The 22,378-nt window shown below is 53.4% G+C and carries 22 protein-coding genes; 21 read left to right on the top strand and 1 reads right to left on the bottom strand.

The annotated features are described in order from the left end of the window. The first annotated feature begins 60 nt into the window (after positions 1-60). From veg to ABIE48_RS31440, 7 genes are all read left to right on the top strand, one after another. Positions 61-336 carry a biofilm formation stimulator Veg gene (gene veg, locus ABIE48_RS31470; protein ID WP_076176655.1) on the top strand — a complete coding sequence of 92 codons (276 nt, stop codon included), beginning with the start codon at positions 61-63 and terminating at the stop codon, positions 334-336. 133 nt (positions 337-469) lie between these two features. After that, positions 470-649 carry a small, acid-soluble spore protein, alpha/beta type gene (locus ABIE48_RS31465; protein WP_076176656.1) on the top strand — a complete coding sequence of 60 codons (180 nt, stop codon included), beginning with the start codon at positions 470-472 and terminating at the stop codon, positions 647-649. Positions 650-915: 266 nt separating this feature from the next. After that, on the top strand, positions 916-1,770 hold the full coding sequence (gene ispE / locus ABIE48_RS31460) for a 4-(cytidine 5'-diphospho)-2-C-methyl-D-erythritol kinase (protein ID WP_105442436.1): 855 nt from the start codon (positions 916-918) through the stop codon (positions 1,768-1,770). Positions 1,771-1,890: 120 nt separating this feature from the next. Continuing rightward, complete coding sequence (gene purR, locus ABIE48_RS31455) at positions 1,891-2,721, top strand: pur operon repressor (protein WP_145029958.1); 831 nt, start codon at positions 1,891-1,893, stop codon at positions 2,719-2,721. A gap of 194 nt (positions 2,722-2,915) precedes the next feature. Beyond that, the gene (gene spoVG / locus ABIE48_RS31450) at positions 2,916-3,200 is read left to right on the top strand and encodes a septation regulator SpoVG (RefSeq protein ID WP_076176659.1); all 285 of its coding nucleotides are present in this window, start codon (positions 2,916-2,918) and stop codon (positions 3,198-3,200) included. Positions 3,201-3,323: 123 nt separating this feature from the next. Further along, on the top strand, positions 3,324-4,715 hold the full coding sequence (gene glmU, locus ABIE48_RS31445; RefSeq protein WP_167527275.1) for a bifunctional UDP-N-acetylglucosamine diphosphorylase/glucosamine-1-phosphate N-acetyltransferase GlmU: 1,392 nt from the start codon (positions 3,324-3,326) through the stop codon (positions 4,713-4,715). Between the two features lie 104 nt (positions 4,716-4,819). Then, positions 4,820-5,773, top strand: a complete 954-nt coding sequence (locus ABIE48_RS31440) for a ribose-phosphate diphosphokinase (RefSeq protein ID WP_105442434.1) — start codon at positions 4,820-4,822, stop codon at positions 5,771-5,773. A 77-nt stretch (positions 5,774-5,850) separates the two neighbouring features. Here the strand turns inward: ABIE48_RS31440 and ABIE48_RS31435 are convergent, their stop codons facing one another. Next, positions 5,851-6,051, bottom strand: coding sequence for a hypothetical protein (locus tag ABIE48_RS31435; protein WP_076176662.1), 201 nt, complete (start codon positions 6,049-6,051; stop codon positions 5,851-5,853). Between the two features lie 149 nt (positions 6,052-6,200). On the opposite strand from ABIE48_RS31435, the gene pth reads away from it, so the two are divergent. The 14 genes from pth to spoIIE all read left to right on the top strand — a co-directional run bounded on the left by pth (position 6,201) and on the right by spoIIE (position 22,270). Next, positions 6,201-6,761 (top strand): aminoacyl-tRNA hydrolase, encoded by a 561-nt coding sequence (gene pth / locus ABIE48_RS31430; protein ID WP_076176663.1) that lies wholly within the window; start codon positions 6,201-6,203, stop codon positions 6,759-6,761. A gap of 80 nt (positions 6,762-6,841) precedes the next feature. Continuing rightward, positions 6,842-7,072: an anti-sigma-F factor Fin gene (gene fin, locus ABIE48_RS31425; RefSeq protein ID WP_076176664.1), complete on the top strand. Its 231-nt coding sequence runs from the start codon at positions 6,842-6,844 to the stop codon at positions 7,070-7,072. A 240-nt stretch (positions 7,073-7,312) separates the two neighbouring features. Then, positions 7,313-10,837 (top strand): transcription-repair coupling factor, encoded by a 3,525-nt coding sequence (gene mfd / locus ABIE48_RS31420; protein WP_145029954.1) that lies wholly within the window; start codon positions 7,313-7,315, stop codon positions 10,835-10,837. After that, complete coding sequence (locus ABIE48_RS31415) at positions 10,824-12,005, top strand: peptidylprolyl isomerase (protein WP_105442431.1); 1,182 nt, start codon at positions 10,824-10,826, stop codon at positions 12,003-12,005. Before mfd ends, ABIE48_RS31415 begins: the two co-directional genes overlap by 14 nt. A 245-nt stretch (positions 12,006-12,250) precedes the next feature. Continuing rightward, positions 12,251-12,793 carry a stage V sporulation protein T gene (spoVT, locus tag ABIE48_RS31410; protein WP_145029950.1) on the top strand — a complete coding sequence of 181 codons (543 nt, stop codon included), beginning with the start codon at positions 12,251-12,253 and terminating at the stop codon, positions 12,791-12,793. Positions 12,794-12,982: 189 nt separating this feature from the next. Next, a complete protein-coding gene (locus tag ABIE48_RS31405) occupies positions 12,983-14,662 on the top strand; it encodes a putative polysaccharide biosynthesis protein (protein ID WP_192717536.1) in 1,680 nt (559 codons plus the stop codon). A 219-nt stretch (positions 14,663-14,881) separates the two neighbouring features. Further along, the gene (yabN, locus tag ABIE48_RS31400; RefSeq protein ID WP_192717537.1) at positions 14,882-16,372 is read left to right on the top strand and encodes a bifunctional methyltransferase/pyrophosphohydrolase YabN; all 1,491 of its coding nucleotides are present in this window, start codon (positions 14,882-14,884) and stop codon (positions 16,370-16,372) included. Positions 16,373-16,687: 315 nt separating this feature from the next. Then, entirely contained in the window at positions 16,688-16,960 is a 273-nt protein-coding gene (locus ABIE48_RS31395; protein WP_076176669.1) for an HU family DNA-binding protein, read from the top strand. Position 16,961: 1 nt separating this feature from the next. Then, positions 16,962-17,240 carry an RNA-binding S4 domain-containing protein gene (locus tag ABIE48_RS31390; RefSeq protein WP_076176670.1) on the top strand — a complete coding sequence of 93 codons (279 nt, stop codon included), beginning with the start codon at positions 16,962-16,964 and terminating at the stop codon, positions 17,238-17,240. A gap of 188 nt (positions 17,241-17,428) precedes the next feature. Beyond that, a complete protein-coding gene (gene yabP / locus ABIE48_RS31385) occupies positions 17,429-17,710 on the top strand; it encodes a sporulation protein YabP (RefSeq protein ID WP_089549461.1) in 282 nt (93 codons plus the stop codon). Further along, positions 17,707-18,285: a spore cortex biosynthesis protein YabQ gene (gene yabQ / locus ABIE48_RS31380; protein ID WP_145029942.1), complete on the top strand. Its 579-nt coding sequence runs from the start codon at positions 17,707-17,709 to the stop codon at positions 18,283-18,285. The genes yabP and yabQ overlap by 4 nt, the downstream gene beginning before the upstream one ends. A 60-nt stretch (positions 18,286-18,345) precedes the next feature. Beyond that, a complete protein-coding gene (locus ABIE48_RS31375; RefSeq protein WP_116234463.1) occupies positions 18,346-18,711 on the top strand; it encodes an FtsB family cell division protein in 366 nt (121 codons plus the stop codon). A gap of 125 nt (positions 18,712-18,836) precedes the next feature. After that, positions 18,837-19,322: a S1 domain-containing RNA-binding protein gene (locus ABIE48_RS31370; RefSeq protein WP_145029940.1), complete on the top strand. Its 486-nt coding sequence runs from the start codon at positions 18,837-18,839 to the stop codon at positions 19,320-19,322. A 509-nt stretch (positions 19,323-19,831) separates the two neighbouring features. Further along, positions 19,832-22,270 (top strand): stage II sporulation protein E, encoded by a 2,439-nt coding sequence (spoIIE, locus tag ABIE48_RS31365; RefSeq protein ID WP_397342889.1) that lies wholly within the window; start codon positions 19,832-19,834, stop codon positions 22,268-22,270. Positions 22,271-22,378: the final 108 nt, after the last annotated feature.

Genomic DNA, 22,378 nt, shown 5'->3' with positions numbered 1-22,378 from the left:
TGATTTGACAAATCCCTCTTTTCGAGTTATAATGGACAAGGAAAGAGGTGGTCGTCGACAATGGCTAAAAATACGCTGTTGGAAATCAAACGCAATCTCGAAGCTCACGTGGGTCAGAAGATTTCGCTTCGGGCTAACGGTGGTCGTCGCAAGACCGTCGAGCGTACTGGTGTTTTGGAAGAAACGTACCCATCTGTTTTTATTGTGAAATTGGATCAAGAGCATCAAACCTTTAAACGTGTTTCATACAGCTATGCCGATATTCTTACGGAATCCGTGGAGGTTATTATTTGCGATGATAATACCGGCACCCGGATCGAGTTGGAGAAAGCGTAACTTTAATGACAAAACAGCCTTCCTGATGGAGGGCTGTTTTTAGTTGGCAGGGGGATATGGAATGAGGAGCGGCCGGGAGCGGGATAATACTTATGCAGCAGCCTAATTCCGATGGAACCAAAGGAGGATGTTCATGAGCCGCAGACGCCGCAGTGTCATGTCGGATGAGCTGAAGAATGAGCTGGCTAAGGATTTGGGATTTTACGAAACTGTCCAGCAGGAAGGCTGGGGAGGTATTAAGGCCAAGGATGCGGGCAACATGGTAAAAAGAGCGATCCAGCTTGCCGAACAGGCCGCCGCACGTAAATCCTAATTCACACCAGCAATGCCGGCGGAGGCCTCCCAAGTGGGAGGTTCTCCGTTTTTGAATTAAAGGCTGTGTCCGCTCCGCCCTTTGTCTGTAAACGGAAAATGACTTGACTGGTTCAGTTTGATATAATGATTTGAAGTTGCAGATTTCTGGATTGAGCCCAAGAGAAAAAATGCTTGAGGTACATTCCAGGTTTCGGATTGAGCCCAAGGATTCGAAGCGGCTTGTGTCAATCCAGATAGAGGGAATCTTGAGGGTGGGTGAACGCCTTGAAAATTTACGAAAAAGCACCGGCCAAAATCAATTTGATGCTGGATGTATTACATAAACGGCCAGACGGGTACCATGAGGTGGAAATGGTTATGACGATGGTCGACCTGGCGGACCGGCTGGAGATGTCGGCTTTGCCCCGGGATACGATTATTATTTCAAGCCAGGCGGGATACATACCGCTGGATGAGAAGAACTTGGCGTTTCAGGCCGCAAGGCTGATTAAGGACCGGTATGACGTCAAGAGCGGGGTGCATATCCATCTGGATAAGAAGATCCCCGTAGCAGCAGGTCTGGCCGGAGGAAGCAGCGACGCCGCCGCCACTCTGCGTGGTCTAAACCGGCTGTGGAATTTGAACATTCCGGTAGAGGAGCTGCAGAAGCTGGGTGCGGAGCTCGGATCGGACGTTCCGTTCTGCGTGACTGGAGGTACCGCACTGGCGACAGGGCGGGGGGAAAAGCTGACGCCTGTGGCGAATCCGCTGCAGTGCTGGGTGATTTTGGCCAAACCGCCGATTAACGTATCAACCGCGGAGGTCTACGGCAAGTTCAGAGCGGCGCAGGTCAAGGAGCATCCGTCGGCCCAAGGAATGATCCGTGCGATCGAAGCGGGAGACTTTCATGGCGTATGCAGCCGCCTGGGGAACGTGCTGGAGGATGTGACTCTGAGGCTGCATCCCGAAGTGCAGCAGCTGAAGGAAGGGATGCTGCGTCTCGGCGCGGACGGGGCTTTGATGTCGGGCAGCGGGCCGACCGTATTCGGCCTGGTGTACAAGGAATCGAAGGTGGCACGGATTTATAACGGGCTGCGGGGCTTTTGCAAAGAAGTGTATGCGGTGCGCCTATTGACCTAACTTCGCCAACCATGTTGTACAAATCCGTACAAAAATGATATATTCTTACTATAATATTCGGATTTTCTGGGTGATTTTGCTTTAGATTCCGATGAATACAGCGATAGCGAGGAGTATTTCGTGAAAAAATTAAAGCGAAGCGCGCGTTTGGTGGAGATGACGCAGTATCTTTTGTCCAGACCGCATACATTGATCCCGCTCACCACATTTGCCGATAGATACGGAGCCGCCAAGTCTTCGATCAGCGAAGATTTGGTTATTATCAAGGAAGTGTTTGAGGAGGAAGGCATCGGGGACCTGCTGACGCTGGCCGGGGCCGCCGGAGGCGTGAAATATATTCCGAAAATGCCGAAGGAGCAGGCACTGGTGTTTGCGAACGATCTTTGTTCCCAGCTTCAGCAGAAGGACCGGATTCTGCCCGGCGGGTATTTGTACATGTCCGATTTACTGGGACAGCCTTCTCTTATGAACGAGGCGGGAAAGATTTTTGCCACTGCATTCTCCGGCAAGAACATCGACGTGGTCATGACCGTGGAGACCAAAGGGATTCCGCTGGCTTATGCCACCGGGGCCCAGCTGAACCTGCCGGTTGTTCTCGTGCGCCGGGACCACCAGGTGACGGAAGGATCTGCCGTGAGCATCAATTACGTGTCGGGATCGCATAAGAGCATCCACACGATGTCCCTTTCGCGGCGGGCGCTGAAGGAAAAGTCGCGCGTCCTGATCGTGGACGATTTTATGAAGGCAGGCGGCACCATCCAGGGCATGGTAGATCTGCTGGCGGAATTTGATGCCGAAGTCGCAGGCGTAGGCGTATTGGTTGAGTCGGGAGCGGTGGAATCAGAAGAGCGGCTCCTGCACGATTATGTGTCCCTGGCGACACTGACGGCGGTCGATCCAAAGACGAAAGAAATATTTGTGAGCCCCGGGAATTATTTTGACCCGTCTTAACGTTGAAAAGGCCTGCGGATTTTGTCGATAAAAATATTTTATCGGCGAATAGTTCCGAAGTCTGTCGACACTCACATTCTTATAAAAAAATTCCTGATTTTAGGACATTTTGTTAACTTAAAAAAGAGGATTTCGCGCATGCTGTGTGGAATTATACACCAAGTCTCTGATGGAAAAAGGTGGTGAACACACACATGCAAATTACGGATGTCAGACTCCGCCGCGTTAACTCCGAGGGGAGAATGAAAGCAATCGCATCCATTACCATTGATAACGAATTTGTTGTTCATGACATTCGGGTCATCGATGGAAACAATGGAATGTTCGTTGCTATGCCGAGCAAACGCACTCCGGATGGAGAATTCCGCGACATTGCCCACCCAATCTCTTCCGGCACCCGGGAGAAGATTCAAACGGCCGTCCTGGCGGAATATGAACGCGCTGCCAGTGAAGAAGAAGTGATCGAGGAAGGCGCTTAAGTTTACAATTGGGGTTCAAGGAAAGGAGAGCCAGGACTATGGCTCTCTTTTCTTTTTGTTTATAATACGATATATTCAGTATTGAGCGAGTTCTAGAGTAGGAGGTCAAGATCCTTGAAAAGAATGGCGATTGTTCTTGCCGCAGGGCAGGGAAAACGAATGAAATCCAAACTATACAAAGTGCTTCATCCCGTCTGTGGCAAACCGATGGTTGGGCACGTGGTGGATACCGTCAAACAGGTGAACTGCGAACGGAGCATTGTCATCGTTGGCCACGGGGCAGAGGCTGTCCAATCTTATCTGGGTGAGGCCGCTGAATACGTGCTGCAAGAGCAGCAGCTTGGTACAGGCCATGCGGTGAAGCAGGCCAAAGCTTTACTGGGCTCGGAAGAAGGCTCAACCATTGTCATCTGCGGCGATACTCCGCTGGTCACGGCCGAGACACTGCAGGGACTGACGCAGCTGCATGAAAGCAACAACGCTGCCGCCACCGTACTGGTTGCCTATATGGACCAGCCGCAGGGTTACGGGCGCGTGATCCGCAGCGAGGACGGAAGCGTACTACGTATCGTTGAACAGAAGGACTGCACGCCGGAAGAGGATGCGGTTCGTGAAATCAATACAGGCACTTATGTTTTTGATAATGCGAAATTGTTTGCCGCTTTGGAGAAGGTAACGAACAACAACGTCCAGCAGGAATATTATTTAACGGACGTGATCGGGATTCTTGTAGGCGAGGGAGAAACCGTTCTCGGCTATGTGACCGACGACTACGCTGAGTCGATCGGCGTTAATGACCGCCGTGCACTTTCAGAGGCTGAAGGATTAATGCGGGAACGCATTAATATCCGTCATATGCTGAACGGCGTCACGATCATTGATCCCGCTTCAACGTATATCGGTGCCGACGTGACCATTGGAGCCGACTCCGTGATCTATCCCGGCACGGTACTGAAGGGAAAAACGGTTATCGGTGAAGATTGCGTGATCGGCCCACAGAGCGATATCAGCGATTCTGTCATCGGCGACGGCGTGACGATCAAGCATTCGGTGCTGGATCAGGCAGAAGTGGGTTCTAGAACATCGGTAGGCCCGTATGCATATCTGCGTCCGAAATCCAAACTTGGGGAAGACGTCAAGATCGGCGATTTTGTGGAAGTGAAAAATGCAACGATCGATAACGGCTCCAAGGTATCGCATCTAAGCTATGTCGGCGACGCGACGGTAGGCAAGAACGTCAATGTCGGCTGCGGTGCGATAACGGTCAACTACGATGGGTATAATAAGTTTATGACTGAAATTGAAGATGATGCTTTTATCGGCAGCAATGTGAATCTGGTAGCTCCGGTGAAAGTGGGCAAAGGAGCCTATGTGGTCGCGGGCTCGACGATTACCCAATCGGTTCCCGAAAATGACCTGGCCATCGCCAGAAAACGCCAGGAGAATAAACCGGGGTATGCCGAGAAAATTCGCTCCAAGGCCAAAGCCAAGAAGGAAAGCAAGCAGCAGGTTTAAATGTAAAGCGTCCCCGACTTATCGGGAAGTGTGAGATACATGGATTCAAGCGGCATGGAGGCAGGCCAGAATTTCAATGAACCAGCACGGAGGGTTTTAATTCTATGACTTATTGTGATTCGAAGTTAAAAATATTTACATGCAATTCCAATCCGAAGCTCGCACAGCAAATTGCGGATTATATCGGCATCCCCATGGGGGATTCGCATACGACCAGCTTCAGTGATGGTGAGATTCAGGTAAAATTATCGGAGAGCGTTCGCGGCTGCCACGTTTATGTCGTGCAGTCGACATGCGGTCCGGTAAATGACAATCTCATGGAACTGCTGATCATGGTCGATGCGCTGAAGCGTGCTTCTGCGAAGAGCATTAACGTCGTAATCCCTTATTATGGGTATGCGCGTCAAGACCGTAAGGCCCGTTCCCGTGACCCGATTACCGCTAAGCTGGTTGCGAATCTGATTGAGAAGGCGGGTGCCCACCGTGTCATCACGATGGACCTGCATGCGATGCAGATTCAAGGCTTCTTCGACATTCCGGTTGATCATCTGCTTGGGGTGCCGATTCTGGCCCAGTATTTCCGTTCCAAGCAAATCGAGAATCCGGTTGTTGTGTCTCCTGACCACGGTGGTGTGGTTCGTGCCAGAAAACTGGCTGATTTCCTGAATGCCCCGCTGGCCATCATTGATAAACGCCGTCCGGAACCGAACGTAAGTGAAGTCATGAACATCATCGGTCATATCGAAGGCAAAACGGCCATTTTGATCGATGACATTATCGACACGGCCGGCACGATCGTGCTTGGGGCCAATGCCCTGATGGAAGGCGGCGTCAAGGAAGTGTATGCTTGCTGTACGCATCCCGTCTTCTCCGGCCCGGCGATGGAACGCCTGGAGAATTCTCCGCTCAGCGAAGTCATCGTGACGGATACGATTCCGATTACGCATCCGGAGCCGAGCAAGAAGATCAAAGTTCTGTCGGTAGCTCCGTTGATGGGTGAAGCCATCATCCGTGTGCATGAGGAATTGTCCATCAGCAAGCTGTTCGAAATCGAATAAGGCAAGGGAAGGTATATGCAAAGAGAGGGTTATGTTTCCTGGCTCCAGGAAATATAACCCTTCTCGCGCATGCTCTTTTAATATCCAGGAGTCGACACAAACGTATACAAATTCCGGTTGTAGAGCGTACCTTGAATTTCAACGAAGTGCTTGGTGAATGAGGTAATCGTTCCAATGTCCACGTGTACGCCCTGCCGGAGAACCTGAACGGGAATGCCGTGGATCTGGTGCTGCTGAAAGTGCCGGTGCAGCGTAAGCAATTGGCCGAATTCAGTCATGAACCGTACCACCTTCTTATGGTGATCATGGATGCCATGGCAAGAAGCGATGCAGCATCCTATACTCTATTGTAACAAAATTTGGTGCTAATGCTAACTTGCATAGCAGGCGTAGTGGCAGCAGCCGGTTTGGAGGATCGAATAACGCAATGAAGTGGATTGTAGGACTCGGGAATCCGGGATCCAATTATGAAAAAACGCGCCACAACGTCGGTTTTATGATGCTGGATGCGCTGGCGGAGCGGCATGGTATTAAGTTTGGGCCAAGCAAATGCAAGGCGCTGATCGGCGAGGGCTTTATCGGAACCGACAAGGTCGTTCTTATCAAGCCCATGACCTACATGAACCTGTCCGGAGAAGCGGTGCGGGCCTATATGGATTATTACAAGGCTAAGCTCGAGGACATGATCGTCGTTTATGACGACATGGATACGGCAACCGGCAAAATCCGCCTGCGGTATCAGGGCAGCGCCGGAGGCCACAACGGCATCAAATCGATCATTCAGCATACGGGGACGCAGGTGTTCGACCGGATCCGGATGGGGATTTCCCGGCCTGAGCCGGGATATGCGATCGTCGACTATGTGCTCTCGAATTTTCCGAAAAAGGAGAATGAGCTGCTGAAGACGATGATTGAGCAAGCCTGCGACGCCGCGGAGTTCAGTCTGAACCATACCTTTGAACAAACGATGGCCAAGTTTAACGGTTGATCTCGAGGGCAGGAATCGGGGGCTAAACGAATGTTTTTTCGGGCATACTGAAGTATAAACGACTTTCAGGAGGCATATAGATGGCAATAAATTATATTTGCCGGCACTGCCGCACGCCGCTCGGAAAAATAGATTCGTCCCTGGTTACCGACGCCCAGCTGGGGTTCCATTCCTTGACCCCGGCAGAACGTAGAGATATAATAGCGTATGATTTAAGCGGCGACGTAACGGTCAAAGTGATCTGCGATTACTGCAGAGAAGCGCTGGAGAACAATCCGGAGCTGAGCCTGTTGGCAAACCCGCTTCAATAATGCTGTGCGCGAAACCGCGAATAATGCGGACAGATACCGTGAATGGAAGGGCCTTGGCAGTGCTGCTGAGGCTTCTTTTGGGTATTCCTTTTGTCCGGTCTCCTAAGACCAGGGGATGTCCGCTGCCGGTAGATATATTTTAATGAAGCACAGCGAAAAATCACCGCAGTCAGGTATTTTATGGTAAAATTCAATCTACCATCCAAAAGATAACAAGTAAGCATAAGAGAGGTGCCCCCTTTGTTACATGCACTTATAGAAGCTTTCTCTAAAGATCCGGATTTGAAGTCGATTACCGCCGGGTTATCGGCCGGTATGAAGGAACAGCTCGTTTCCGGGTTATCGGGGTCCGCGCGTCAGGTTATGCTGTCGGCACTGTTTGAAGAAATCAAACGCCCGATGCTCGTCGTCACTCACAACATGTTTTCCGCCCAGAAAATCGCGGAGGATTTACAGGAAGCGCTTTCACCGGACCGTGTGCTGCTGTATCCGGCCAATGAGCTGGTGGCAGCCGAATCCGCGGTATCCAGTCCAGAGACCCTTGCGCAGCGTATTGATGTGCTGATGAAGTGCGCGCAGGGGTTTTCGGGCATTGTGGTGGCACCGTTTTCGGGTGTGCGCCGGTTTCTGCCTGCCCCGGAAGTGATGGCCAAAGCCCAAATTGTGATTCAGGACGGCGGCACACTGGACGCTCAAGCTTTCCTAGCCCAAATGATCGAAATGGGATACGAACGGGTAGAACGGGTCGAAGGCAAGGGCGAAATGAGCGTACGCGGGGGAATTATCGACTTTTACCCGATGACCTCCCTATTGGCCTACCGCGTCGAGCTGTTTGACGACGAAATCGATTCGATTCGCACGTTTGACCCGTCCGATCAGCGGTCAATCGATAAAGTTAAGGAAGTCACTATTACGCCATGCAAGGAGATCATCGCCGATCACCAGAGGCTGGAGCAGGCAGCTGCAGCCACCGCTCAACTGCTGGAAGAGCAGCTTGGCAAGATGACCGACCGGCAGGCAAAGCTGCGTCTGACGGAAGAAATGAAACGGGAGATGGAGCTGCTGCGCGAGCATGTCTATTTTCCGGAAATCTATAAATATATCTCTCTGCTCTATCCGGAGCGCAAGACGCTGTACGACTATTTACACAAGGACACCGTCCTCATTCTCGACGAGCCGGCGCGCCTTCTTGAAACAGCCAAACAGCTGGAGCGTGACGAATCCGAGTGGAACTTGCATCTGCTGCAGAACGGAAAGACGCTGCCGCAGCTGCATTTGTCCGTTGACGGCGACGAGATACTATACCAGCGTCCGTTCCAGACGATATTCATGTCGATTTTCCTGCGTCAGGTTCCGCATACCCAGCCTCAGAATATCCTGAACTTTATCAGCCGGGGGATGCAGGATTTCCATGGGCAGATGAACGTGCTGAAAGCGGAAATGGACCGCTGGCATAAGTCCGGCGTTCAGGTGATGATGCTTGCCAGCAGCGACGAACGGCTCGACCGGATGCGGCGGGTGCTGCAGGATTATAACATCGAGGAGCCGATTATGCTGCAGGGTAATTTGCAGACGGGCTTTGAGATGCCGTCCATTCATCTGGCGGTGATTACCGAGGGCGAAATGTTCTCCCAGAAGCAGCGGAAGATCCGCAAGCTGGGCAAAAACATTGATAACGCCGAGCGCATCAAGAGCTATACCGAGCTGAAGGTCGGCGATTATGTCGTCCATCAAAACCACGGCATCGGTAAATATATGGGTATCGGCACGCTGGAAATCAACGGCATCCACAAGGACTATATGCATATCCTGTATGCCGGCGGCGACAAGCTGTCCGTGCCGATCGAACAGATCGATCTCATTCAGAAATACGTCGGTTCAGAGGAAAAGGAGCCGAAGATCTATAAGCTGGGCGGCAACGAGTGGACACGCGTTAAAAATAAAGTCCGCTCTTCGGTACAGGACATCGCCGACGATTTGATCAAGCTGTACGCCGAGCGGCAGTCGACGCCGGGATACGGCTTTGAGAAGGACACCACCGAGCAGCAGGAATTCGAGGAAATGTTCCCTTACGATGAGACACGCGATCAGCTGCGGGCGATCGAAGAGATCAAGAAGGATATGGAGCGGAACCGTCCGATGGACCGGCTGCTGTGCGGAGACGTAGGCTACGGCAAGACCGAAGTGGCGATCCGCGCCGCGTTCAAGGCTGCCATGGAGGGCAAGCAGGTGGCCGTTCTTGTGCCGACGACGATTCTGGCGCAGCAGCATTATGAGACGTTCAGGGAGCGGTTCTCGGGATATCCGATGAACATCCAGGTGCTGAGCCGGTTCCGTTCGCGGAAGGAGCAAAACGAAACGATCAAGGGGATCCGCCAGGGGACGGTTGACGTCGTGATCGGCACCCACCGCCTGTTGTCCCAGGATCTGGTGTTCAAGGATCTGGGCCTCCTGATTGTGGACGAGGAGCAGCGGTTCGGTGTGACGCATAAGGAGAAGCTGAAGCGTCTGAAGACGAATGTCGACGTGCTGACCCTGACGGCGACGCCGATTCCGCGGACGCTGCATATGTCCATGCTGGGAGTCCGGGATCTGTCTGTCATCGAGACGCCGCCGGAGAACCGTTTCCCTGTGCAGACGTATGTCGTGGAATACAGCCAGACGCTGGTGCGGGAGGCCATCGAACGGGAGCTGGCCCGCGGCGGTCAGGTGTATTATCTGTTCAACCGCGTTCAAGGCATTCATGAAATGGCCGCCCAAATTTCGGCGCTGGTGCCGGAGGCCAAGGTTGGAGTGGGCCACGGGCAAATGTCGGAGACGGAGCTGGAGAAGACGATTCTCGACTTTCTGGACGGGGAATACGACGTCCTTGTCAGCACGAGCATTATCGAGACAGGCGTCGATATTCCGAACGTGAATACGCTTATCGTGCATGATGCTGACAAAATGGGCCTATCCCAGCTCTATCAGCTGCGCGGCCGTGTCGGACGCTCCAACCGGATTGCGTACGCGTATTTTACGTACCAGCGGGATAAGGTGCTGACCGAGGTGGCGGAGAAACGCCTGCAGTCGATCAAGGAATTTACGGAGCTCGGCTCCGGCTTCAAAATCGCGATGCGCGACCTGGCGATCCGCGGAGCGGGGAACCTGCTCGGTGCGGAGCAGCACGGCTTCATTGCCTCCGTCGGCTTCGACCTGTACTCGCAAATGCTTGCCGAGGAAATCCAGAAGCGGAAGGTGTCCGTTCTCGGAGAAAAGGTCGAACCGGAGAAGACGTGGAACACCGCGCTCGATATCGGCATCGATGCGTATTTGCCGTCCGAGTACATTTATGACAGCATTCAAAAGATTGAAATTTATAAGAAAGTGGCGGCAGTTTCTTCGTTCGACGACGGGAAGGAGCTGGAGGATGAGCTGCTGGACCGCTTTGGGGAACTGCCTGAGGCGGTAACGAACTTGCTGACCGTCGCCCGGCTGAAGGTATACGGCAAGATGTACGGCATCGACTCCATCAACCGCCGTGGCGATGATCTGATCCTCAAATTTTACGAGGGGCAGGAAAAGGCGGTCAGCACCGCGAAGCTTGCACAAGTTGGCAATCGCTTCGAGAGACGTGTACAATTTGAGCAGGATGCCCAAATGACGATCCGAATTAAAGGCAAGGGGCTTGATGACAAGCAGCTGCTCGATCTGCTGGAACAATTCTTGGAAGCGATCCGTGAGCTGTTCAAATCGAAGGAGGAACTTCAGGATGTTGTTCAATAAGAAAAAAGCATGGAGAGGAATTCTACTGACTTTGGTGTGCGTACTGACCCTTTCCGTGCTGGCAGCCTGCGAGAAAGGCGGCTCCGATAAAGAGAAGGATGCCAGTAAAACGGTGGCAACCTACGAAGGCGGAGAGATTACGGAGAATGAATTTGAGACGCAGAAAAAAATCATGACGTTTATGTCTCCGGAATATGCCCAATTTATGGACATGGCCGATTTCCAGGATTATTTGGTGAAGCAAAAAATTGCTTTTAAATATTTGAGCGGCAAGGCTACGGACGATGCCAAGAAGGAAGGCGAGAAAAAGGCCGGCCAGCAAATCGACCAAATGAAGAAACAGGTGGGCGATGACCAGTTCAAGCAGCTTCTGGGCGACCAGAAGCTCAAAGAGGACGAGCTCAAGCAATATTTGGTGCAGGTTATGACAGTTATGGAGGACATGAACGCCAAAGTGACCGAAGACGACATCAAGAAGCAGTATGAGGCCAACAAGCAGGATTTCATGGTGGCCACGGTGCATCATATTTTGATCGGGCTGACCGATTCGAATAACAAGGAGCGCACCAAGGAAGATGCGCTGAAGATTGCCAAAGACGTCAAATCGCAGCTGGACAAAGGGGGGGATTTTGCCGAGCTGGCCAAAAAGTACTCGGATGATTCCTCCTCCAAGGACAATGGCGGCGTCTACAAAGACTTTACCGTTGGACAGTGGAGCGTGCAGGAGTTCAAGGAGCAGGTGCTGACCCTTCCGCTGAACAAAATCAGTGCTCCCGTCGAATCCAATCTCGGATACAGCATTATCAAGGTCGACTCTCGCAAGGACACGCCTTATGACAAGCTGACGAACGATCAGAAAGAAATGATCCGGAGCAACCTGGGCGCATCGAAGATCGATCAGTTTATGCAGAATGACTTGACGAAGATTATCAAGAAGATCGATCTGCCGAAAACGGCGGATACGTCCAAGAGCGGCACGGGAACAACCGGGACGGGAACGTCCGGCAGCGGTACGGAAGGCACTACTTCCGGGGGCTCTAATTCCGGTACATCCGGCACCGGTACAGGCACGACAGGCAGCAGCAGCGGAGATGCCAAAACCACCGATAAAGGTACAACTACTTTTGAAGAAAAGGTAACCGAGCCCGGCGAGGGATCGGGCAAATAATCCATATTCCGCATTGAATTGTGTGCAGGAAGGAAGGCGCGGGCCAGACCCGCGTCTTTTTTTGCGGCAATGAGCTGGATAAAATGTGCAGAACAACCGCAACTAATAGTTCCAACATCATGTATAAGGAATTGGGAATGGATGAATACTATGGGCAGATATCACAACTTATATTCCTGGGACTCACCTCTTCCCATAAGAACAGTAGTTGAAAAATCTTCTCTAGAAAGCGGGGCAACATGTTAATGAAAGCTACTGGAATAGTCCGCCGTATCGATGACCTGGGCAGAGTGGTCATCCCTAAAGAAATCAGACGTACACTGCGTATCCGTGAAGGAGATCCGCTTGAAATTTTTGTAGACCGTGATGGTGAAGTTATTCTGAAGAAGTACTCCCCGATCGGCGAGCTGGGCGATTTCGCCAAGGAATATGCGGAGTCGCTGTATGAAGGCACCGGACATACGACCATCATTTCCGACCGCGACACCTTTATCGCCGTTGCAGGCGGCTCCAAGAAGGAATACTTGGAGAAACCGATCGGATCCCTGATCGAGAACTGCATGGACAGCCGCAAGACGCTGCTGGAAACAAACCAAGGCAGCTACGAAATCAGCAAGGACCATCAGGAGAATCTGTCCTCCTTTGTGGTCGCGCCGATCATTTCCGGCGGAGATCCAATTGGTTCAGTGATCCTGCTGAGCAAGGACGAAGCGACCAAGATGTCGCAGCTGGAAGTCAAAATGTCCGAGACAGCCGCTGCTTTTCTTGGCAAGCAAATGGAGCAGTAATCCGGCAGCCCGGTACGGCTCTTCCTCGAGCACACGAAGCTCCCCCTTCATATTCACGGATGATCCGGGAATGAAGGTGGGAGTTTTTTGTGTCCGCTCTCCTCAGGTATAATAGGTGTATTCGTATCGAAAAAACGGAAGCAACGCCAAATGACCGAGGTTGAATCCGGGCAAAAAGTAGGGAAGAGGATGAAACAGACAGGTGCGGCATCGAAGATGCTGCAGGGGGCTTTGATTTTAAGCATGGCTATGGTGCTGTCGAAACTGATCGGCACGCTGCAGAAAATTCCGCTGCAAAACATGGGCGGGGATGCGGTGTTCGGCATCTATAACACGGTATATCCGCTCTATTCATTAATGATGACGATCGCACTCGCGGGTCTGCCCGCCGCGATCTCGAAATTCGTCGCAGAGGACGAAGCCGTCGGGGGGACGGGGGAAGGACTCCGGGTGATGAGGCTGTCCTCGGTGCTGTTGGCGCTTCTGGGCATCGTCCTGGGGGCCGCCGTGTACACCTGCGCTCCGCTTATCGGGACCTGGATCGACAATTCCAGCGTCGTGCCGGCGGTGCGGACGGCGTCCTTAGCGCTGCTGTTCGTACCGGTGATGACCGGGATGCGCGGCTTTTTTCAAGGATACCAGAACATGATGCCCACCGCCGTTTCGCAGATCACGGAGCAGTGTGCGCGGGTCGCCGTCATGATCGGGCTGCTGATTTACCTAACGGGGATCGGGGCGAAGCCGGAGACTATCGCAGCTGGGGCACTGCTGGGATCGGCCGCTGGCGGAGCCGCCGGCTTCATCGTCATGCTCGGCTATTGGCGCAGGTTCCGGCGGACTCGGCGTGGCTCTGCCGGCGCCGAAGGCGCTGCCGTGTCGGCGCACAAGGAGTTTATCGTTCGGACGGGTCAGCCGCGTCAAGCCGGGCGGGAGAGCAGCTGGAGCCTGCTGAAGCGGATCCTGCTGTACGCGATTCCCGTCTGTCTGGGTTCACTGGCCGTGCCTTTAATCGGCATGGTGGACAGCTTTACCGTACCGCGGCTGCTCAAAGCCGGAGGCGCCGGCGAGGCGGGGGCGATGATCCAGTTCGGCATCTATAACCGCGGCATCCCCATCGTCCAGCTGGTGACGATGCTGGCTACGTCGTTGTCAGTGCTGTTCATCCCCGCTTTGGCGGACGCAAAGGCGAGAGGAGACCGCGAGCTGGTGAGCGAGCGTACCCGGCTGTCCCTGCGCTGGTTCTGGCTGCTGGGCCTCGCCGCATCGGTGGGGATTGCCATTCTGGCCGATCCCCTGAATATCGCGCTGTATCAGGACACGGCGGGCAGCGGCGTCATGCGCTGGATCGCCTTCACTGCCGTCGGCAGCGCGCTCAGCATCATTTCGGCCGCGCTCCTGCAGGGCGTCGGCATTGTGCGCGCGCCGGCCATGCACCTGCTGGCCGCGGCAGCGGCGAAGACGCTGCTGAACCTGCTGCTGGTTCCGCAGCTGGGCATTACCGGCGCGGCCATCGCCGGCGTGGCCGCGCACTTCCTGGCGGCAGCGCTCAACATCGCGCTGCTTGCCCGCAGCACCGGCCTGCGCATTCGCGCCGGTGCTGCCTTGGCCAAGCCTTCCCTGATGCTGGCCGGCATGGCCGTGGTGGCGGGCGCTGCGGCGCTCGCGGCGGACGCGGTGCTGTCCGCGCTCGGGCTGCCCGCCCGCCTCGTGGCCGCCGCGGCAAGTGTTGCCGGTGCCGCGGCCGGAGGCGCCGTGTTCCTCGCCGGCGCCGTGCTGGCCAAGCTCCTTACCGAAGAGGAGCTTGCGATGCTGCCGAAGATCGGCCGTCCGCTGACCGCCTTACTGAAGCGGGTTCGGCTGCTGCGGTAATAACCGCAGGGGACTGAGGAATCTTCTATTTTTGGCCGTCATAGAGGGAGAATGATAGAAGGCGGCGGATTAACGGAGCCGCTGAACTAGCTTCAGTAAAGGGCCGGGCCTTGCGGGGACCCCCTTGCGCTTCTGGTTTTCTTTTAAAAAAGAAACCGTGATATAGTATATTTATGCCCCATTCCCGGAAGAATGGGAAATAGAGCGGAGGAATGACATATGAGCGCAGTACTGAAGGTTGTCGGTCTCGGTTCGGGCAACCCGGACCGGCTGACGATGGGTATTGTGAAGACATTGCAGCAGGCATCACAAATCTACGTCAGAACGAAAGAGCATCCGGTCATGTCGATGCTGGAGGAGCTGAAGCTCGAAATCAGTTCATTTGACCACATCTACGAAGCGCATGATTCGTTTCCGGAGGTGTACGCCTCCATCGCAGACCGGCTGCTAGAGCTGGCTTCGGCCGGCGATGAACAGAGCGTGATCGTCTATGCGGTGCCCGGGCATCCGATGGTGGCGGAGTCCACCGTTCAGCTGCTGAGGGAGCACTGCCCACAGAAGGGGATCTCCCTTGAAATCTTGGGCGGGGAGTCCTTTCTCGACGAAGCCTTTATCCGACTCGGTTTTGATCCGATCGAAGGCTTTCAGCTTCTCGATTCCACCGGCATTCGCAGCAGCATGCTGCAGCCTCAGCTGCACACCGTGATCGGGCAGGTATACGACGAGTTTACCGCTTCTGAGGTGAAGCTGTGCCTCATGGAGCTCTATCCTGACGATTACCAGGTCGTTGTCGGACATGCGCTTGGTGTCGAAGGGGAGGAGCAGGTGCTTCAGGTTCCGCTGTTTGAGCTCGACCGCGCCCTTGGCTATGGCAACCTCTCGCTCGTATACGTTCCTAGAAGTGACGACGAGAGCCTGCGCCAGCGGACCTTCGCCCGGCTTCATGAGATCGTCGGCATCCTCCGCAGTCCGGAGGGCTGCCCGTGGGACCGGGAACAGACGCATGCGTCGATCCGGAAAAATCTCATCGAGGAAACCTACGAGGTGCTGGAGACCATCGATGACGATGACCCTGAGCATATGCAGGAGGAGCTTGGCGATTTGCTGCTGCAGATCATGCTGCATTCGCAAATGGAGGAAGAGGAAGGCACATTCAGCGTGTTCGACGTCATTCAAGGGTTGAATGACAAGCTGATTTTCCGCCATCCGCATGTGTTCGGCGAGAACAAGGCCAAGGATGCGGAAGCCGCCTTGCAGAACTGGGATGCCATGAAGGCCGAGGAGAAACGCCGTAAAGGCATCGAGCCCGAGAAGGCGTCCGCCCTGGACGGGATTCCAAGAGACCTACCGGCGCTCATGAAGGCATATAAGCTTCAGAAGAAGGCATCCAAGGTCGGGTTCGACTGGGATTCCATCGAGGGCGTATTCGACAAGATCGAGGAGGAGCTCGGAGAGCTGCGGCAGGCTGTGGCGGAGGGACAGAGCGTCGACGAGCAGGTGGGTGAGCTGGGTGACCTTCTGTTCGCGGCGGCGAACGCGGCCCGGTTCCTGAATGCCGATCCGGAAGAAGCGCTGTCGAGAACGAACCGCAAGTTCGTCAGCCGGTTCCGTTATATCGAGGATGTGCTGCACGCAGAAGGCAAAACGCTGCAGGAAGCCAGCCTGGATGAGATGGAGAAAATTTGGCAACGGGCCAAAAATGAGGTATGATATGAAATCTCCGGTCCCGGAGGGACGGAGAGCGCCTTCAATGCCTGTGGAGTGAAGCCCTTTTAGCGAACAGGAATGAATGACTTTCGTATTTCATGGTTCCGATTTCGCGCAAAATTTCCGTTAGATGACACCCAGCAGCTTCTTTTTGCAGGGATTTCCTCGGAAATTATAAAAAAATGGCGGATTGAGGCAGGAATTCGGGCGGCACAGCAAGAATACCATACAGAACGCGCCAAAAGCGGTATGTTTTGGGGCTAAGCTCCTCTACCGCGCCAATACTTATTTCTTTGTATATTGGGAGGATTATAATTTATGAACAAGACAGATCTGATCAACAACATTTCCACGAAAAGCGGTTTGACTAAAAAAGACGTGGAGTCCGTTCTGAACGGTTTCCTGGGTGAAATTGAGGAAGCTCTGGCAAGCGGTGAAAAAGTTCAGCTGATCGGCTTCGGCACTTTTGAAACCCGCAAGCGTTCCGGTCGTACAGGCCGCAACCCGCAAACCGGCAAAACCATCGAAATTCCGGAATCCAACGTTCCTGCTTTCAAAGCGGGCAACAAGCTTAAAGAAGCCGTAAAATAAGATGCGCGTCGACAAATTCCTTAAGGTATCAAGGTTAATTAAGCGGCGTACCGTTGCGAAGGACGTCTCCGATCAGGGAAGGGTCCTCATTAACGGCAGGGAAGCCAAGCCCAGCAGCACGGTCAAGGTGGGCGATGAGATCACCGTCCAGTTCGGCCAGAAGCTGGTCACCGTGAAGGTGGAGCGGCTTGCCGAAACGACCCGCAAGGACGAGGCGAACAGCCTGTACACCTTGGTCAAGGAAGAACCGATCGCCAAAGATAACGGTTTGAACTGGTAAGCGGGCATTCCAGAAGGCATATACAGCAGCACATTAGAGGCATCTTCCGATCACGATCGGGGGATGCCTTTTTAGCTTGGCACTTTTGTTCAGCTCATGCTTAAAGTTCCTCCGTTTCACCCGGCAGGGCTGGTTCTAAACCCCGAAACCGCTCCATAAGCTATTGTTAAGAAGGAGGGGTACATGCCATGATCGAGCAAGCGAAAAACAAGCAGCATGAATTGCATATGCTGAATCGCAAGCAGCTGCACCTGACGGGGGTAAACAATGTGGAAAGTTTTGACAGCGAGGAGTTTCTTCTCCAAACCGAGCTAGGGCACCTGACCATCAAAGGCCAGAATTTACATATTAAAAATTTAAACCTGGAAGAAGGCCTGCTCTCGATCGAGGGCCACGTGAATTCCCTGGTTTATTTGGATCCCGGTTCGCACAGCAAAAACAAAGGAATGCTCGGCAAGCTGTTTAAATGAGTCCACAGATTCAATGGATTACCCTGCTGTGGATGCTGTTCTCGGGAGCGGCGTTGGGGGTGGCCTATGACAGTTACCGGGTGCTGTCGGGCCAGCTCCATTTTCCGAAATGGACCCTTCATGTATTGGACGTGCTGTACTGGAGCGCTGCGGCCCTGTTTGTGTTTCGGATGCTGTATATCAGCAATTACGGCCAGCTTCGGTTTTATGTATTTGTGGGACTCTTTATTGGGGTATGGTTATATTTTTTAATCTTGAGTGTTACAACCCAGCGTTTTGTGGTAATGTTAATAAGGACAGTACGTTACGTGATTGATGTGGTCAAGCGTTTGTTTCGGGCGCTCGTCTGGGCTCCGATCCGTGCGATCTTGAAACTGTTGAAGTGGATTGCCGTCATGCTCGGCAGCCTCCTGATGTTTCTTCTCCACGTGATCCTGCGCTGTCTCACGCCTTTCTGGAAGCTGCTTCAATGGATGCTCCGCCCCATCACCTCCCGTCTGAAGATGCCTGAGTGGTTCAGGAAGTTTCTCACCGCAGCTGCAGAGCTGTGGAAGCGATGGTTCTCCAAGGAGTAGACAAGGCTTAGGAACGGCCCGTTACGCAACGATTTCCGTATTTGTAAAGAGGAGGCATTCATGGGAAAATACGCTGCATCACCAGCCCAAACCCGTCCGCAGACTACACAAAAGAATGATAAGCAGCCTGCCGGTCATCATGCTGGCGCACGGAGGCGGATTTTTTTATGGCTGACTTTCATGATTCTGTTTATGGGGTGGGCAGGTTACACCTTTATTGACCAGAATTCGCAAATTGCGGACAAGAGTTCCGAGCTGTCGAAGAAGCTGAAGCTGGAGGCACAGACCACACAGACGAAGGCACAGCTCGAGCGGGATGTGAAACGGCTGAACGATCCGGAGTATATCGGACAGTTGGCAAGGAAAAATTATGGTCTGTATTTGCCGGGGGAAACCCCGATTCATGCGGAATCCACCAGCCCTTAATATAGGCGCTGAAGTGGGTTATTACTCAGTTGACCTGGGTTTACGCTTTATGTATAATCAAATCACCACAGCCAAGGTTTTATTAAATCTTGTTGTATATTTTTAAGGGAGGATCATTTTATTCTATGGCAATCGAAGTGGGCACCAAGTTAGAAGGCAAGGTGACAGGCATAACGCATTTTGGAGCATTTGTGGATCTGTCAGGAGGTGTCACGGGTCTCGTTCACATCTCGGAAATCGCCGATAATTACGTTAAGGATGTCAACGATCACCTGAAGATCAATGATGTTGTGACAGTGAAGGTGATCAATGTCGATAAGGACGGCAAGATCGGGCTTTCCATCAAACAAGCTGTTGATAAGCCGGCATCCGAAGCTAGGCCTCCAAGAGGACCAAGACCGGAACGTACCGGTGGAGGCGGCGGAGACCGTTTTGGCGGTGGTGGAGGTTACAATCGTGAACGTGGCGGGCGTCCGTATAAGCCTGCGGCCAACAAGCCTTCATTCGAGGATAAAATGTCTCGCTTCCTAAAAGACAGCGAAGAGCGCATATCGTCGATCAAGAAGAACACGGAATCCAAGCGTGGAGGCCGTGGCGCGAAACGCATGTAATTTTTACTAACAGATTAGAGCATACGATAACCGTATGAAGCAGATAACCGTAGAGGGCATGAAGCCTTCTGCGGTTTTTTTGTTTTTGTTGCGGGCCAGGCGCTGTTCTGCAGTCCTCTTCCCATCAAGGGCGGCATTCGGTAATTTTGTCGTTCTGCAAGAAATTACCGACAGCATCCAACGCCATTCCAGCTATCTCTGTCGCAATCGCTAGCCGAAGCGGTGATTTTATTCGGGAGATTACCCCGGATCGAACAGGCTGGAAACGAGCTGGAAGTGTTGGGGGACAACCAGTCGACCCGGATTTCCGATCATTCGGGAACGCAGGCTTTTTTGTCGGAAATTTCTTGGAAGCTTGTCCGCTGTTCTGACAAACTTTCATGTTTCACCGGTTCTATAATGGGTACCAACAAATCCTACGAAATGGTGGTGCCATGATCATGGAAAAATGGAATGTGATGGACGTGCCTGTCATGAAATCGGCAAAGGGGGAAGCGGTCGTGGACGGAATGAGCTGGTCGGAACGGATCCGGAACATATCGGCCGTACAGCGGCCGATGCAGTTCCTCGCAGCAAAGAAGTGGATGCTGCTGCTGACTTTTATGGGCTTCTTGCTCGGAAAAGCGATGATACTGGACGAGCTGTCGCCGTTTGCGGTCGCCTTCTTTGCAGTCATCGCCTTCATGCGGCGGGACTACATCCTGCCGGTGGGGATGGCCGTGATCCTGGGCTCCCTGTTTGCTCCGTTTCCGGCACCGCTGATTATCGCCGCCGAGCTCATCATCTTCCACCTGATGTATAAAGGGCTGAACGCTTTTGACCACGCCGAGCTCTCCTACGCGCCGTTAATGGTGTTCGTCTCCGCCTTCTGCGTCAAAATATTCATGGTGCTGATCGGTCCGCCGTTTACGTGGTATGCCCTGATGATGACCGCGGTCGATGCCGTACTCAGCTTTGTGCTGACGCTCGTGTTTATCCAGGCGATTCCGGTGTTTACGTACAGGAAAAAGAACTACCAGCTGAAAAACGAAGAAATTCTATGCTTGATTATCCTGCTTGCTTCCGTCATGACAGGTGCGGTGGGGTGGAGCGTATATAATTTGTCCGTGGAGCATGTCCTCTCCAGGTACCTGATCCTGGTGTTTGCGCTGGTCGGCGGGGCGCCGCTCGGGGCTTCGGTCGGCGTTGTAACCGGGTTGATTCTGAGCTTGGCGGATATATCGGCTATTTATCAGATGAGTTTGCTCGCCTTTTCCGGGATGCTCGCCGGCATGCTGCGGGAAGGGCGAAAAGGAGCCGTATCCATCGGCATGCTGCTGGGCTCTTCCATTCTGTCCATCTATTTCAGCGGTCCGGGCGACGTCATGCAGTCCACCTGGGAAACCTGTATCGCCATCGGACTGTTTCTGCTAACCCCGAAAGCGATGATTGCGGTGATCTCCAAGTATGTGCCGGGGACGACGGATCACAGCAAATCGCAGCATGAGTATGCCAAGCGAGTAAGGGATCTGACAGCCGAGCGGGTGACCCAGTTCTCGCAGGTGTTCCGTCAGCTGTCCCAGAGCTTCGGCCAGGTGTCCGGCACGGAGGAGGTGAGCAAGCGGAACGAAGAAATGGACCATTTTATGAATGCAGTGACGGAAGGGGCGTGTGCGAACTGCTTCAAGAAAAACCATTGCTGGGACGCGAAGTTCTATCAAACCTATAAATATATGACCGACGTGATGACTTCGGTGGAGGAGAATCCGGAGATGTCGGCTGAGGACGTTCCGGAGGAATGGAAGAGAATGTGCGCCAAAACCGGCGACGTTGTGGATGTCATGAAGCAGCAGTATCATCTCTACCAACATGATATGCAGTGGAAACGGCAAATATACGACAGCCGTCAATTGGTCGCCGAGCAATTATCGGGCGTATCCCAGGTGATGGAGGACCTGGCTAAGGAAATTCAGCGGGAAGGACAAGCGATGTACCGGCAGGAGGAGCAAATTCGGGACGCTTTGGAGAAGCTGGGACTGTCGATCCAGGGGATCGAAATCATCAGTCTGGATCCCGGACATGTGGAAATCGAAATTGTGCATGCGTATACAAGGGGGTACGATGAATGCCGTAAAATTATTGCGCCGCTGCTGTCCGATATATTGGACGAGCATGTAGCCGTGCTGAATGAAACGTTCAGCAGCACCAAAGACGGGCTTGCGACCGTGATGTTCGGGTCGGCCAAAACGTTTGAAATTACGACGGGGGTGGCCGGGGCCGCCAAAGGAGGAGATCTGCTGTCAGGCGACAGCTTCAGTACGGTCGAGTTGGGCAACGGCACTTTCGCTGTGGCGCTGAGCGACGGAATGGGCAACGGAGAGCGGGCAAGGCTGGAGAGCAGCACCGCGCTGAACATTTTGGAGCAGCTGCTGCAGTCGGGCATGGATGAGAAACTGGCGATCAAATCGGTGAACTCCATTCTGATGCTGAGATCCCCGGAGGAGATTTATGCGACAGTGGATATGGCGTTGATTGATCAATATACAGCGGAAACGACGTTTATGAAAATCGGCTCCGCCCCAAGCTTTATCAAACGGGGCAATGAAGTGATTCCCGTCTCGGCCAGCAACCTGCCGATCGGCATTATTCAGGATATTGAGGTGGATCTGGTCACCTTGAAGCTGCAAGCAGGGGACATCGTTATCATGATGACGGACGGCATCTATGATGCGCCGGGTTACGCCGTGAACAAGGAATTGTGGATGAAGCGGATGCTGCAGGAGATCGAAAGTAACGACCCGCAGCATATTGCCGACTGCCTGCTCGAGAAAGTGATTCGTTACCAGCAAAATCAAATTCATGACGACATGACCGTCGTTGTCGGAAAGGTGGAGCATTATCAGCCGGAGTGGGCTACCCTGCATGTGCCGGGCGTCGACCGCATGGAGCGGCCGCGCACGGTCAGCTGACCGCAATGCCGGATCACGATCGGAGGTGAATATGTAAAACTAGTTGTTATCCGTCCCATTGCCCGGGAAATGGGATGGAGGGGCCGGGCAGCCGTTTGAATCTCTCAA

The sequence above is a fragment of the Paenibacillus sp. OAE614 genome (assembly GCF_040546645.1).
GTDB lineage: Bacteria > Bacillota > Bacilli > Paenibacillales > Paenibacillaceae > Paenibacillus_AQ > Paenibacillus_AQ favisporus.
Note: the sequence above shows the minus strand (reverse complement) of the source record. Positions and strands in the feature narration are given on the sequence as shown.

Bases quoted from the DNA above. Each gene is read 5' to 3' on its own strand.
- veg (WP_076176655.1), top strand. From the start codon at position 61: ATGGCTAAAAATACGCTGTTGGAAATCAAACGCAATCTCGAAGCTCAC.
- ABIE48_RS31465 (WP_076176656.1), top strand. From the start codon at position 470: ATGAGCCGCAGACGCCGCAGTGTCATGTCGGATGAGCTGAAGAATGAG.
- spoVG (WP_076176659.1), top strand. From the start codon at position 2,916: ATGCAAATTACGGATGTCAGACTCCGCCGCGTTAACTCCGAGGGGAGA.
- glmU (WP_167527275.1), top strand. From the start codon at position 3,324: ATGGCGATTGTTCTTGCCGCAGGGCAGGGAAAACGAATGAAATCCAAA.
- ABIE48_RS31440 (WP_105442434.1), top strand. From the start codon at position 4,820: ATGACTTATTGTGATTCGAAGTTAAAAATATTTACATGCAATTCCAAT.
- ABIE48_RS31435 (WP_076176662.1), bottom strand. From the start codon at position 6,051: ATGACTGAATTCGGCCAATTGCTTACGCTGCACCGGCACTTTCAGCAG.
- pth (WP_076176663.1), top strand. From the start codon at position 6,201: ATGAAGTGGATTGTAGGACTCGGGAATCCGGGATCCAATTATGAAAAA.
- fin (WP_076176664.1), top strand. From the start codon at position 6,842: ATGGCAATAAATTATATTTGCCGGCACTGCCGCACGCCGCTCGGAAAA.
- ABIE48_RS31415 (WP_105442431.1), top strand. From the start codon at position 10,824: ATGTTGTTCAATAAGAAAAAAGCATGGAGAGGAATTCTACTGACTTTG.
- spoVT (WP_145029950.1), top strand. From the start codon at position 12,251: ATGAAAGCTACTGGAATAGTCCGCCGTATCGATGACCTGGGCAGAGTG.
- ABIE48_RS31405 (WP_192717536.1), top strand. From the start codon at position 12,983: ATGAAACAGACAGGTGCGGCATCGAAGATGCTGCAGGGGGCTTTGATT.
- yabN (WP_192717537.1), top strand. From the start codon at position 14,882: ATGAGCGCAGTACTGAAGGTTGTCGGTCTCGGTTCGGGCAACCCGGAC.
- ABIE48_RS31395 (WP_076176669.1), top strand. From the start codon at position 16,688: ATGAACAAGACAGATCTGATCAACAACATTTCCACGAAAAGCGGTTTG.
- ABIE48_RS31390 (WP_076176670.1), top strand. From the start codon at position 16,962: ATGCGCGTCGACAAATTCCTTAAGGTATCAAGGTTAATTAAGCGGCGT.
- yabP (WP_089549461.1), top strand. From the start codon at position 17,429: ATGATCGAGCAAGCGAAAAACAAGCAGCATGAATTGCATATGCTGAAT.
- yabQ (WP_145029942.1), top strand. From the start codon at position 17,707: ATGAGTCCACAGATTCAATGGATTACCCTGCTGTGGATGCTGTTCTCG.
- ABIE48_RS31375 (WP_116234463.1), top strand. From the start codon at position 18,346: ATGGGAAAATACGCTGCATCACCAGCCCAAACCCGTCCGCAGACTACA.
- ABIE48_RS31370 (WP_145029940.1), top strand. From the start codon at position 18,837: ATGGCAATCGAAGTGGGCACCAAGTTAGAAGGCAAGGTGACAGGCATA.
- spoIIE (WP_397342889.1), top strand. From the start codon at position 19,832: ATGAGCTGGTCGGAACGGATCCGGAACATATCGGCCGTACAGCGGCCG.